This window comes from Pseudomonas saxonica (assembly GCF_007858365.1).
Taxonomy (GTDB): domain Bacteria; phylum Pseudomonadota; class Gammaproteobacteria; order Pseudomonadales; family Pseudomonadaceae; genus Aquipseudomonas; species Aquipseudomonas saxonica.
This window is the reverse complement of the sequence record NZ_VFIO01000003.1, coordinates 20201-33665: the sequence shown is the minus strand read 5'-3', so window position 1 is coordinate 33665 and position 13465 is coordinate 20201. Positions and strand designations below refer to the sequence as shown.

The following is a 13465-nucleotide window of genomic DNA, read 5'->3' as shown; positions in this document are numbered from 1 at the left end:
CATGGATCATGCCGGGATTTCTCTGACAATGTCCCCCTTGATCACGTATTGGTTTTTCACGTACTCACCATCATCACCAGGGGCTTTAACCATCATGCGCCGCCCGAAGATGGCATCGTGCAGCACCTGGAAAACCTCCCTTGCTGTGATTGCAGGCATAGGCTCGTCAGGACAATCGGTTAAAATCATAAAAGAAACCAGTCGGCTTTGATCGTTTTGCCAAAGGCACGCCGGCATGCATGAACCAGGTACCAACAGGGGAGGAGGGGATGAAGCTATTTTTGGACTGCGAGTTCACTCAGCTCAACCCAGACACTGAATCGCCTCGGGTTTCGTAGACACCTCTTTGCCTTAAACTGAGGCCAATTAGGAGGTGCTATGAGCAACCCACGTTATCCCGAAGAATTCAAAATCCAAGCGGTCAATCAAGTGACCGAAAAGAAGCTGCCTGTCGCTGATGTGGCAGCACGTCTTGGTGTGTCGACGCATAGCCTCTATGCCTGGATAAAGCGCTACAGCAAACCTCTAGAAGAGCGACAGCAAGACGATGATCAACACGCTGAACTGCGTCGTCTGCGAGCGGAGCTCAAGCGCGTCACTGAAGAGCGAGATATCTTAAAAAAGGCCGCCGCGTACTTTGCCAAGGAGTGCGGTTGAAGTACGCCTTTATCAAGCAGCGAGCCGGCGACTATTCCATTCGACGGCTTTGCCTGACGCTGAAAGTCCATCCAAGTGGCTATTACGCCTGGTTGTCTGAGCCGCAATCTGCACGCGCCAAAGACGACCAGCGACTGCTGGGTTTGATCAAGCATTCATGGCTGGAAAGTGGCGGCGTCTATGGCTATCGCAAAATCCATGACGATCTGCGCGAGGTCGGTGAAATTTGCGGGCGCCATCGCGTGGCAAGGCTGATGCGTCTTGAAGGGCTGCGCTCTCAGACAGGTTATCGACGCCGCCCTGGAAAGTACGGCGGTAAGCCAGCGGTCGCCTCACCCAATTTGCTGAAGCGCCAGTTCGATGTCGTGGAACCCAACAAGGTTTGGGTCACCGACATCACCTACATTCGTACGTATGAAGGCTGGTTGTATTTGGCGGTGGTGCTGGATCTGTTTTCTCGTCAGGTCGTTGGCTGGTCAATGAAGGCGCAGATGACCAGTGATTTGGCTATCGATGCGTTGTTGATGGCGGTTTGGAGGCGTAAACCGAAGCAAGAGGTGATGGTTCATTCCGACCAGGGCAGCCAGTACAGCAGCTCAGATTGGCGCAGCTTTTTGAGCGCAAACAATTTGGTTGCCAGCATGAGTCGCCGAGGCAACTGTCATGACAACGCCGTGGCCGAGAGTTTTTTCCAGCTTCTAAAACGGGAACGGATCAAGCGAAAAATCTACATCACGCGGGAAGATGCTCGTAGTGATGTGTTCGATTACATCGAGATGTTCTACAACGTAAAACGCCGCCATGGTTTCAACAATCAGCTGTCACCGGTAGAGTTTGAAAAGCGTTACGCAATGAGCTTGCAAGGTGTCTAGAGAATCCGGGGCGATTCAAGCAGCTGCGTATTGCATCTCATTGAAAAATAAGGGGACGTTAGTTTTTCATGGGGTGTTGTGTCCCGATTATGGTTCGAACCCCGCCTGGGACACCATATTTTCTCGCTTGCCGGTTTTAATCCTCTTTTAGCCGTAAACGAGGTTGCTTGAACCTCGCAGTATTGATGAGCCTTTCTCACAAGGCCTTGCCTTTTTCCCGCCTACTCTCAACTCACTTTATCGTCTAACGTTCTTTGCGACGTTGCAGCGTTCGGCTATCCGCTGGGTGCCTATGAGCCTGACAGGGCGATAGGTTACGCACACGCGTCGATATTTCAGGCGGTACGCGATTGCACCCCCGCAGTCGCTGGATGTTCTTTGACAGGAGTCGCGTTGATGAGACCTTTTATCGCACCACTGGTGGCCTTGACACTGATGGCGGCATCTTCCACTTCAATGAGTACAACGTCTGCCAGCGGCACGCTGTCGAACAAACAGTTGGCCATTCCTGTGATCGCCGCGTTTATGGCGTCCAGTGACCTTCCGCGGCTTAATCAGGCCTTAAACCAAGGGTTGGACGCGGGGCTGACCGTCAGTGAAACCAAGGAAATTCTGGTGCAGTTGTATGCCTATGCTGGGTTTCCGCGCAGCCTCAACGCACTCGGCGAGCTGATGAAGGTGCTGGAGGCGCGTAAACAGCGCGGTATCGAGGACGCACAGGGGCGTGACCCGGTACGGGAGATCCCCACCGGTGATGCCTTGCTTGAGGCAGGGATTGCCAATCAAACCCGCATTTCGGGGGGTGTGGTGAAGGGGCCGCTGTTCGAGTTCGCGCCGGTCATCAATCAATACCTGCAAACCCATTTGTTCGGCGACATTTTTGAGCGCGACAACCTTGACTGGCAAAGCCGTGAGCTGGCTACCGTAGGGGCCTTGGCCGCGACACCCGGTGCCGAGCCTCAACTGCTTGCCCATATGCTGGCCAGTCTGCGGGTCGGTTTGACGGCTGAACAATTGCGCCAGGTCACCCATGTGCTCTCTGAGCGTGTGGATAAGGCTGTAGCGGATCGCGCGAATGAAGCACTGACTCAAGCCTTGGCGTCGGAGAAAACAACCCGGCCATAATCGTCGACGGTTGATGAGCATTCACGGCAGTCTGCGCACTGCCTCAATGGCCTCGTACTGAAATCATCAAGCGAGGCCTTTTTGCATTTCAGCACTGTTGCTCAGCCAACACTGGCTGAACATTCGACGGCCATTGCAACACAATCACGTCTTGTAACTTGCCCTTAACCCTCCTGAAAACAGGCACTTGGCCAGTTGGCACGCTCGCTGCAATGGCTCTGTCATCGTGAGATTGACTATGCCCATAGAAACTCGCCTATCTCTTAATTCAGGTGGGGAGCAAGACTTTGAACCGTGCGCAATTGGTAACTTCGACTGTATTCCGACATTCATCCTTATTCGCTGTCAGCAGCGCTTTATTAACCTTGGCCCCCTTTGTCTCGGCCGATGATGCAAACCCCAATGCCGAAAAGCGCTTAAGTACGGTCACCGTACAGGCCGCTAAACAGAGTGATGTGCAGGCCGCTCAGGCCAAGCTCGACGAAGTCGCTGGCGGCACCAGTCTGGTGACTCAGGCTGAAGTCGAAAAAGGTCGGTCGGCCACCCTTGAAGATACGTTGGCCTATCAGCCGGGTGTCTATGCACAGGCGGCTGGCGGTAACGACGCGATCAAGATTTCGATCCGCGGTTCTGGGGCCAATACCTCACCCGGTTATTTTCGTGAAGGCACCAAATTTCTCTTCGACGGACTCGCCCTGACCGGTGCGGGCGGCACACCTTATGAGCTGCTCGATACCCAAGGCCTGAACTACACCGAAGTTCTGCGCGGCGCCAATGCTTTTGAGTACGGCGCCTTGTCGTTGGGCGGGGCGATCAACTTTGTCACCCAGTCCGGGCTGACCGCGCCGGGCAATCGGGTCAAGCTTGAAGGCGGCAGTTTTGGCTGGCAGAAGCAGACGCTGAGCACTGGCGGGGTAGTGGGGGACGGCGATTATTTTGTCAGTGTCGATAACTCACGTCGCGACGGTTATCAGGATTTCACCTTGGCCAAGGCCCAAGGTGTGGTCGGTAACTTCGGCTACCGCTTCAACCCCAAGCTGGAGACCCGCCTGATCATTCGCTACCGCGAGGAATATCACGAAAACGCCGGTTTGCTGACACTGGAGCAGTTGAAAAAGAACTCGCGCCAGACCAACATCGCCACCCGCGACACCCGTGGCGACTCGACCAAGCCCGGCTCAACCTGGGTGGGCAGCAAAACCACCTATACGTTTGACGATGACGCCACGCTGGAAGCCGGGCTGGTCTACCACAACTACCCGCAGGTTCTCAGCCGCAAAAGCACGGTCAACCCCAACTATTGGGACTGGCGTGACATCAACTACTCGCTCAAATACACCCGCAATGACGAAGTGTTCGGCCTGTCCAGCACCAGCACGGCAGGCTGGAGCAGTACCGAGCACGTTCGTGCCGGAGTGCGCACGTATCAGGGCAGTAAAGACCTCGATATCTTGCAAAAGCAGGTCAAGTACGACGGTTCTTTCGACCACGTGTTCAGCCTCGGCAATGACTTGGGCCTGACCGATAACCTGTACCTGGCCACCGGTGTGTCGGCGATCCAGATCAAGCGCGATGTCAACGTGACCTACAGCGACCGCGCCAACACCAGCGGCTTGCCCAACCATTACGACTATGACGAATGGAAGCTCGCGCCGCGCATCGGCCTGCGTTACTACATAGCCCCGGACGTGCAACTGTTCGGTAACGTCAGTCGCTCCATCGACCCACCCAGCTCGTGGTCCATCTCCGGTTCCGGGATCACCAGCAACTACGCCAAGCCGCTGGTGCCGCAAGCGGCCAACACCGTGGAGTTCGGCATCAAAGGCAAGTCGGGCATTTTCGACGGCAGTCTGGCGTTCTATAAATCGTGGATTAAAAACGAGCTGTTGAGCGTTGAAGTGCTACCGGCCACAACAACCTCGGCGGCGGTGGTCTCCACCTCCAATGCCACGCCGACCATTCACCAAGGCATTGAAGCGGGTTTGAGCACGCGACTGTGGGAGGGCAGCAATGGCGACACCCTGACGTGGCGTCAGGCTTACACCCTCAACGACTTCCATTACGAAAACGACCCGCTGTTCAACAAGAACGAACTGCCCGGCTTGCCCAAGCACGTGTATCAAGGCGAGTTGCAGTACCAGTTTGCCAGCGGCTTCTATGCCGGGGTCAACGTGCGCTCGGTGTCGAGTACGGCCGTCGATTACGCCAACACCTTCTACGCACCGTCCTACACCCTGTGGGGCGCGCGCATGGGCTATGACGATCCGGGTAAAACCTGGCAGGTGTACCTGGACCTGAAAAACCTCACCGACAAGGATTACGTCACCGCCGTATCGCCGGTCTACAACGCGCAGGGCAAGGACGTTGCGGCGCTGTATCCGGGCGATGGCTTTGGTGCCTTCACCGGCATCACTTACAACTTCTAAGCCATGCGGCGCGAGTGGAGAACCCACATGATCCTGATTACACGGCTCGCACAGCTAACGGCACTCGCCAGTGTGCTGGCGCTGGGTGCTTGCAAACCGGCCAACGAAGCGCCGCGTGCAGGGGGTGCGAACGCCGCCAGCATCAGCGACGCGCCTGATGATTATCGCGAAGTCAGCCCCGGCAAGCCGGGTGGAACGCTGCGGCTGTCGACCTCGTCTGACACCACCACCCTGGACGTTCACTCCATTTCACACGGCAACACGCAGTGGCTGGGGCGCATTCTGTTCGACTGTCTGGTGTACCAGGACGAGCACGGGAATATTTCGCCCTGGCTGGCCAAGTCCTGGGACATCTCGCCCGACGGCAAGACCTACACCTTCCACTTGCGCGACGACGTGACCTTCAGCGACGGCGAGAAATTCGACGCTCGTGCGGTGCAAGTCAACCTTGAACACATGCGCGACCCGGCGACCAAGTCGCCGTTGGCGGCTGCCTATATCGCGCCTTATGTAGACGGGCGAATCGTCGATGACTACACCTTCGAAGCCCATCTGCGCGAACCCTATTCACCTTTTCTCGACGTGCTGGCGCAGTCTTACCTGAGCATGTTGTCGCCGCGCCAGATTACTCAAGCGCCTAAATCCATTGCCGAGCATGCCATCGGTACGGGGCCGTTTGTGCTCGAAAGTTACACCCGCGATCAAGGCCTCACCTTCGTCAAGCGCAAGGGCTATCACTGGGCGCCTGCGGTCACCCGGCATCAAGGTGAGGCCTACCTTGATCGTCTGGAGGTGAGCATTGTTCCCGAGCCGATGATCCGCTTCAGCGCCCTGGAATCGGGGCAGTCGGACTTTACCGTCGATGCCCCCACCCAAAATGCGCAGGCCATTCGCAACAACCCGCAGTTGCAGATGCTCACCCGCATTCGCAAGGGCAATCCGTTTCGCAGCCTGACGTACAACGTAGAGAAATTTCCGTTTCAAGACGTGGTGGTGCGCCGAGCGGTGGCCAAGGCGATTGATCGTGATGGGCTGGCCTGGATCACCGGGTTTGGTGAATACCAGCCCAAGGGCGATTTTCTGGCCGCCAACACCCGTTACTACACCCCGGACTTCAAAGACGTACTGGCCTACGACGTGAGCGAAGCCAATCGTCTGCTGGACAGCGCCGGTTGGCAGCAGCGTGATGGTGAAGGTTATCGGGTCAAGGACGGCCAGCGTCTGGCGGCGCGGTTGGCGACTTACGAGTCCGGTGCTTACCCCAGCAGCGTGGCGGTAGCCATACAGGCCGACCTGAAAAAAGTCGGCTTCGAACTGACCATCGACATGCTGCCACTGGCGCAGCTGACTGAACGGCGATACGCCGGTAATTTCCAGCTCTTGGGCGGTGGTTATTGGCACACCAACACCCCGGACGGGCTTTACATCCTCTATCACAGCAATGCTGTCAGCACCCCCACATTTATTGGGCAAAACGTCGGTGGTTTTCGGGATGCCACGCTGGACGCGGCCTTGACGGCGGCGCGCCAGACCAGCGATCCGGTGGCGCTGAGCGGACTGTATCGGATTGCCCAGCAGCAACTGGTGGAGAACGTCCCAGCGATGCCGGTGTTCGAGAGTTATGTGCTGTTGGCCTACCGCAAAGCGGTCAAGGGATTGATCTTTGATACTTCGCACAACACCCCGGTGTTTACCACCGTCTGGCTCGATCAGGAGGCCCCATGAATCTGTTGCGTTTGGTCATGCGTCGGGTGTTGTCCGGCATAGGGGTGTTATGGGGCGCTGCCACCCTCACGTTTTTGGCCATGAACCTGAGTGCCGGCGACCCGGCGCTGGCCATACTGGGCGGCCCCGGTGCCATGCCCACGGCTGAACTGATTGCCAAGGTGCGCGCTGAATATGGCCTGGATCAATCACTGATCGTGCAATACGGCCATTATCTGGGGCGTCTGGTTCAGGGTGATTTGGGCGACTCCTACCGTCTGGGCACGCCGGTCGGCAACGTGATTGCCGGGCAATTGGGCGCCACTGTGCAACTCTCGCTCAGTGCCGCAGCCTTGGCTGTGCTGCTGGCCGTGCTGGTCGCGGTGCTGAGTGCCCATCGGGCGCCGTGGATTCGCTCGCTGGTGTCGGGTACCGAACTGGTGGTGGCCTCGGCACCGTCCTTTGTGATCGGGCTGGGCCTGCTATTGGTATTTGCCTTCGGCTGGCACCTGTTGCCGCCGTCCGGCTCCAACGGCTGGCAGGCGTTGATCCTGCCCAGCGTGGCGCTGGCCTTGCCGGTGGCGGCCGTGTTGAGCCAAGTACTGCGCCAGGCCCTTGAAGACATCCTCGAACAACCCTTTATCGCAATGGCGCGTGCGCGTGGCATGTCCGAAACCGGCGTGCGCCTCAAGCACGCGTTGCGCCATGCGCTGGTGCCGTTGGTCACGTTGTCCGGCTTCGTATTCGCCAGCTTGCTGGGCGGTGCCGTGGTGATCGAATTGCTGTTTTCCCGCCAGGGCATTGGCCGTCTGATGCTTGACTCGGCCGTGTCCAAGGATGTGCCGCTGCTGCTGGGGATAACCTTGATGGCTGCAACCATTTACGCGGTCGTGAACCTGTTCGTCGACCTGATCAACCATTGGGTGGACCCGCGAGCCACCGCCGTGTAATGCCAATCCAAGCAAGGAACTGCCATGACTGATCTCACTTCCTACCGCGCGCTCAAGGCGCGTTTCCAGCCGCTGTTCGAGCAGATCGGCGCGGGCGCCGTCGAGCGTGAACAGCATCGCCAACTGGCCTTCGAGGCGGTCAACGTATTACGCACCAGCGGCTTCAGTGCCCTGCGTGTGCCCCAGGCGCACGGCGGTGCCGGTGTCAGCCTGCCGGTGCTGTTTGGCCTGTTGATTGATCTGGCTGAAGCCGACTCGAACCTGCCGCAGATCGTGCGGGCGCATTTCGGCTTTGTCGAAGGTCGCTTGTCCAGCGGCGATGCGGCCTCGCAGGATTACTGGTTTGCCAAAGTGGTGGCGGGGCAGTTGTGGGGCGCGGCGATGGCGGAACGCAGCGACAGCAGCACCAACTCGGTCAGTCTTCACGCGCAGGGCAATGGCTGGCGTTTGAACGGTGAAAAGTATTACTGCACCGGCACGATCTATGCCGATTGGGTGGCCGCGGTGGCCATGCACGACGAGGATTTTGTCAGCGTGGTCGTGGCAGTGGACGCCCCCGGCGTCACCCGCGAAGACGACTGGGACGGCTTTGGTCAGCGTCTGAGCGGCAGCGGCACCACCCGTTTTGATCAGGTAGACGTACCGCACGCGCACATCTTACGGCGTTTCAAACCCGGTGAACTGCGGGCCGAGTCGTATCTTTCATCGTTCTACCAACTGTTCCACCTCGCCACGCTGGCCGGTATCGCTCGTGCGGCCCTACGCGACGCCACTGCGTTTGTGCAAGGACGCACCCGCGCCTTCGGCGTGCCGGGTCAATCCAGCCCCAAGGATGACCCGCTGGTGCAACGGGTGATCGGTCGCCTGTCGAGCCTGGCCTACGCCAGCGAAACACTGGTGCTGGCGACTGCCGAAGTGCTTGAGGCAGTTCACCAGCGCGAACTTGAGGGCCGTGCAGAGGAGGCGGATTACGTCGAAGCCGACATCCGTACCTTCCAGGCCCAGCAGGTGGTGCTTGAACAGGTGCTGGAAGCCACCACGCTGCTGTTCGAAGTGGGCGGTGCTTCTGCCACCAGTCAGGCGCGGCGCCTTGATCGCCATTGGCGCAACGCCCGCACACTGGCCTCGCACAACCCGGCGATCTACCGCGAGCGGGCGCTGGGCAATTACTACCTCAACGGCATCAGCCCCGGCGCTGCGTGGCGTGCACTGCATGAGCAGGACGGCGCAAACACTGCCACCCGTGATGAAGCCAGCGCGGTTTGATCCCACCCCTCAGGAGTCGTCGCCATGAACCCGCCTGTCAATCACACCGCACGCTTAGGCCTGATCGACGTCGCGCCCGTGTTCGCGGCCCACGGGGTACGCTCACGGCGCTGGACGGTGCGTCCGGGGCTGGCGTTGGCCGGATTGTTCGTATTGTTTTTGCTGATTGCCGCGCTCCAGCCCGCTTGGCTGGTGAGCGGCGATCCATTGCAGGCCAGCGCCCGAGAGGCCTTTCGTGCCCCTGACAGCGTGTATTGGCTGGGCACTGACGAAAATGGTCGAGACATCCTTACCCGGCTGGTGTACGCGGTTCGCCCGTCACTGGTGCTGGGCCTGAGCGCCACGGCCATCGGTCTGCTGGTGGGCACCGTGTTCGGGTTGGCGGCGGGGTTGGGGCCGCGCTGGCTGGACGGCGCAGTCATGCGCACGGTTGATGTGTTGCTGGCCTTTCCTGACCTGTTGCTGGCACTGGTGATCATCACCTTCTTCGGCCAAGGCCAGCTCAACCTGATTCTGGCCGTGGGCATCGCCAGCGTGCCGCGTTACGCCCGTCTGGTGCGTGCGCAAACCTTGGGGGTACGCAGTGCCGGGTATGTAGAAGCGGCCACTACCTTGGGCTTGAGCCGAGCGGCAGTGATTGTTCGGCACATCCTGCCCAATGCGATCAAGCCGGTGCTGATATTGGCCACCATCGGCATTGGCGGCAACATCGTCAACGGTGCCGCGCTGAGTTTTCTGGGCTTTGGCGCGCCGCCGCCAGCGCCGGAGTGGGGCGGCATGCTCGCGATGGGCCGCAACTATTTGGCGAACGCCGGGTGGCTAGTGGCATGGCCCGCGTTAGCCATCACCTTGACCGTGGTTTCAATCAGCGCGATCGGCCGTGAGCTGTTGCGCCGCAGCGAAGGAAAACGCCCATGAGCAACGTTCCCCTGATCGAGGTGCAAGACCTGCACGTTCGCTTTGGTGCACAGACCGCACCGACCCTCAAAGGCATCAGTTTTGAGCTACAGGCGGGTGAGTGCCTGGCGCTGGTGGGCGAGTCCGGCTCGGGCAAAAGCGTGACCTCGCGCACCCTGGCGGGGCTGACCGGTGCGAACGCTATCATCCAGGCCCGGCGACTGGCGTTTGCCGGGCGCGATCTGCGTCAGTTCGATGAACGCAGCTGGCGTCAGGTGCGTGGCGCGCAGATAGGCTTTGTGATGCAGGACGCACTGGGTTCGCTCGACCCCTTGCGCCCGGTCGGTAAGGAAATTGCCGAGCCTTTGCTCTTGCATACCGAACTGAATCGGGCGCAGCGCGAGGCGAAGGTGATTGAACTGCTGCGCGCCGTGGGCGTGCCGGAGCCCGAGTTGCGCGCCCGTCAATACCCGCATCAACTCTCGGGCGGTTTGCGCCAACGGGCCTTGATCGCCTCGGCGATTGCCTGCAACCCGCGCTTGCTGATCGCCGACGAACCGACCACTGCGCTCGACACCACGGTGCAAGCGCAGGTTCTGGCCTTGCTTGAATCACTGCGGGGCGATAGCACCGCGATGCTGATCGTCAGCCATGATTTGGCCGTGGTCTCGCGTCTGGCCAATCGGGTGGCCGTCATGCACAACGGTGTGATCGTCGAACAAGGCAGCGTCGACCAAGTGCTGCACGACCCGCAACATCCCTATACCCAATACCTGTTGCGCGCGGGCAGGGCGGTGCACTTTCGTCGAACGCCAAGCGCTGCGCGGCCACCGTTTGCCCTTGTGCCGACCCAGCAAGACGCGCCGCTGTTGCACGTGAAGGCGCTGAGCAAAGCCTTCAAAGGCCCTGACGGGCAACTGCGCACCGTGGTCAATCAAGTGTCCTTGCAACTGCGCCGTGGCAAGACTCTGGGCATCGTGGGCGAATCCGGCTCCGGTAAAACCACCTTGACGCGCATGATCCTCGGCTTGGAAACCCCCGACAGTGGCGACATTCAGATCAATGGCCAGCCGTGGCTAACCTTGTCACCGGCGCAAAAACGTCAAGTGCGGCGCAGCATCCAAGTGGTGTTTCAGGACCCGCTCAGCTCCTTTGACCCGCGTTACAACGTGCGCAAGGTGCTGTTTGAAGCCCTCCAGGTAGCCGGTCATCAGCGCGGCGAATGGCCACGACGTGCAGAAGAACTGCTTAAGCTGGTGCACCTCGATGCCGACTTGCTGGAGCGCCGCCCCATCGAACTCTCGGGCGGTCAGCGCCAGCGCATTGCGATAGCCCGTGCGTTGGCGGCGGGACCGAAGATTCTGGTGTGTGATGAACCGGTGTCTGCGCTGGATGTTTCGGTACAAGCGCAGATTCTTGAACTGCTGGACGACCTCAAGCGGCGACTGGGCCTGGCGTGCTTGTTTATCTCCCACGACCTGGGCGTGATCAACCACGTGAGCGACGACGTGCTGGTGATGAAAGACGGCGTGGCGGTGGAAAGTGGCCCGGTACGCGAGGTGTTTGATCACCCGCAGCATCCGTATACGGTGGCCTTGCTGGAAGCGATACCGCATTTGGAGAGTGGCCGCCGGGTGGCCTTTGACTTTCTTAAGTTGGCGATATGATCCGGCCTTCGCCCCGGTTTTGATCTGGTTTTTGATTTGGCTTTTGAACTTGATCTGCCGACCCTTCGGCAGGTCGAATGGATAGGTACACAGTTAAAATCGAATAAAACCTTTCCCTCACCCTAACCCTCTCCCTGTTTATATCGTGAACTTATCCAGCAGTTGCAGGGGAGAGGGGACTGGTCAGCGGTCGACATTAATAATGTTTTACCCACTCGTCCGATATACAACAATAATTAAAACTTTCTGAAGGGCGAAGTATCGGAATATTACGAGCCCTGGAGTTCGTAAATGTTAACCACAGGAAGGTATACACAATGACGACTGGCGGAAATAAATCAGACCATTCTTCCGATAAAGCCACGGATAAAAAAGGCACGCATTCGGACGATAAAAAAACCACCCAAGGTGCCCACGATAAAGACAAAGCGCACGATTCAGGGAAAAAGGCCGATGACAAAAGTCATACGGGCAAGAAGTAAATCGTGAAAAAAATAACCCCGGCTCCGGCCGGGGTTATTTATGTCGGTTATATAAGTACGTGTGTAAAAGAAATAAGCAGGCTGGGATAACGGTACAACCGGCGAACGGCATGACCCCGCAGTTCGCCGATAGGTTATTTATTCTGCCAAAGGCCGTGGATTAAAAGCGCCTTCGGGTTCAACCAAAGGCTCTGTCATACCCGTCTTGTTATTACCCGGCGTCAGAATAACCTTGCGGCATTTATCTTCTTTTTTATCGAACATCTTATAGCCTTCGGCGGCCTGTTCCAGGTTCATGCGGTGGCTAATGATCACTTCGGGGGCAAGACGACCGGTCTCGATATGGCCCAAAAGCTCTGGTAGAAAACGCTGCACATGGGTCTGGCCCATTTTGAACGTCAGCCCCTTGTCGAAAGCATCGCCAAACATGAAGCCGTGAATGAATCCGGAATAGACCCCAGGCACGCTCACCACGCCGCCACGACGAACCGCGGCAATGCACTGTCGCAACGCTTTGCCGCTGCTGCCTTCGAGCTTGAGGGTGGCCAGTACCGTTTCAGTGGTGCTGCCCTTGGCCTCGAATCCCACCGCATCGACCACACCGTCAACACCGCGCATGCCTTTGGTCTGGCGAATGATGGTGTCGGCCGGATCATTGTCGTCATCGAAGTTGATGGGGATGACGCCATAGGTTTTTTGCGCGAAGTCCAGGCGGTACTGATGGTGATCCACCATGAAGATTTGATCGGCACCCAGCATCCGGGCGCAGGCTGCGCTCATCAAGCCCACGGGGCCTGCGCCATAAATGGCCACGCTGGAACCTTGACCAATACCGGCATTGGTCACGGCCTGATAAGCCGTGGGCAGAATGTCTGACAGAAACAACACTTTCTCGTCAGCCAGGGTTCCCGGTACTTTGAAAGGCCCGGTGTTGGCTTTGGGCACGCGCACATATTCGGCTTGTCCGCCCGGTATTCCGCCATACAGATGGCTGAAACCAAACAAGGCCGCCCCCGAGGGGATGGCTTTTTTGTTGATGATTGCGCCACGGCCAGTGTTGGTGGTTTCACAGGCAGCAAACAGATCCAGGTTGCAGAAAAAGCAGCTGCCGCACGCAATCACGAACGGGATCACCACGCGGTCACCGGGTTGTACCGCCGTCACGGCCGAGCCGGTTTCCTCTACGATGCCCATGAATTCGTGGCCGAAAATGTCACCCTGTTCGGTCTTGGGAATTTTGCCGCGATACAGGTGCAAGTCAGAGCCACAAATGGCCGTGGCAGTCACCCTCAGAATGAGGTCGTCATTTTCTTCAATGACCGGGTCCGGCACAGTATCGACTTTGACGTTATGGGCGCCGTGATAAGTGAGTGCTCTCATGCGTGTACTCCTCTGACTGGTTGGCCTGTGTTAACAGCA

Annotated in this window: 11 protein-coding genes; 9 read left to right on the top strand and 2 right to left on the bottom strand. The window is 58.5% G+C overall.

Annotated features, from left to right (window positions below):
- Positions 1–6: 6 nt before the first annotated feature.
- Positions 7–189 carry a hypothetical protein gene (locus tag FJD38_RS09845; protein WP_167654260.1) on the bottom strand — a complete coding sequence of 61 codons (183 nt, stop codon included), beginning with the start codon at positions 187–189 and terminating at the stop codon, positions 7–9.
- A gap of 189 nt (positions 190–378) precedes the next feature.
- Here FJD38_RS09845 and FJD38_RS09840 point away from each other — a divergent pair.
- The 9 genes from FJD38_RS09840 (at position 379) to FJD38_RS24445 (ending at position 12046) form a co-directional block, all read left to right on the top strand.
- A protein-coding gene (locus FJD38_RS09840) for an IS3 family transposase (RefSeq protein WP_146385123.1) occupies positions 379–1529 on the top strand; the annotation gives its coding sequence in 2 pieces (ribosomal slippage) (positions 379–613 and positions 613–1529; 1152 coding nt in all).
- A 396-nt stretch (positions 1530–1925) separates the two neighbouring features.
- Positions 1926–2654, top strand: a complete 729-nt coding sequence (locus FJD38_RS09835; RefSeq protein WP_208727510.1) for a carboxymuconolactone decarboxylase family protein — start codon at positions 1926–1928, stop codon at positions 2652–2654.
- A 287-nt stretch (positions 2655–2941) separates the two neighbouring features.
- Positions 2942–5080, top strand: coding sequence for a TonB-dependent receptor family protein (locus FJD38_RS09830; RefSeq protein ID WP_244302715.1), 2139 nt, complete (start codon positions 2942–2944; stop codon positions 5078–5080).
- 27 nt (positions 5081–5107) lie between these two features.
- Positions 5108–6805, top strand: a complete 1698-nt coding sequence (locus FJD38_RS09825) for an ABC transporter substrate-binding protein (RefSeq protein WP_146385121.1) — start codon at positions 5108–5110, stop codon at positions 6803–6805.
- Positions 6802–7734, top strand: a complete 933-nt coding sequence (locus FJD38_RS09820; RefSeq protein WP_146385119.1) for an ABC transporter permease — start codon at positions 6802–6804, stop codon at positions 7732–7734. Before FJD38_RS09825 ends, FJD38_RS09820 begins: the two co-directional genes overlap by 4 nt.
- A 24-nt stretch (positions 7735–7758) precedes the next feature.
- Positions 7759–9000, top strand: coding sequence for an acyl-CoA dehydrogenase family protein (locus FJD38_RS09815; RefSeq protein ID WP_146385117.1), 1242 nt, complete (start codon positions 7759–7761; stop codon positions 8998–9000).
- A gap of 24 nt (positions 9001–9024) precedes the next feature.
- Positions 9025–9918: an ABC transporter permease gene (locus FJD38_RS09810; protein WP_146385115.1), complete on the top strand. Its 894-nt coding sequence runs from the start codon at positions 9025–9027 to the stop codon at positions 9916–9918.
- Complete coding sequence (locus FJD38_RS09805; protein WP_146385113.1) at positions 9915–11564, top strand: dipeptide ABC transporter ATP-binding protein; 1650 nt, start codon at positions 9915–9917, stop codon at positions 11562–11564. Before FJD38_RS09810 ends, FJD38_RS09805 begins: the two co-directional genes overlap by 4 nt.
- Before the next feature lie 317 nt (positions 11565–11881).
- Positions 11882–12046, top strand: coding sequence for a hypothetical protein (locus FJD38_RS24445; protein ID WP_158637857.1), 165 nt, complete (start codon positions 11882–11884; stop codon positions 12044–12046).
- A 138-nt stretch (positions 12047–12184) separates the two neighbouring features.
- Here FJD38_RS24445 and FJD38_RS09800 read toward each other — a convergent pair whose 3' ends face one another.
- The gene (locus FJD38_RS09800; protein ID WP_240891701.1) at positions 12185–13426 is read right to left on the bottom strand and encodes a zinc-dependent alcohol dehydrogenase; all 1242 of its coding nucleotides are present in this window, start codon (positions 13424–13426) and stop codon (positions 12185–12187) included.
- Positions 13427–13465 lie beyond the last annotated feature (39 nt).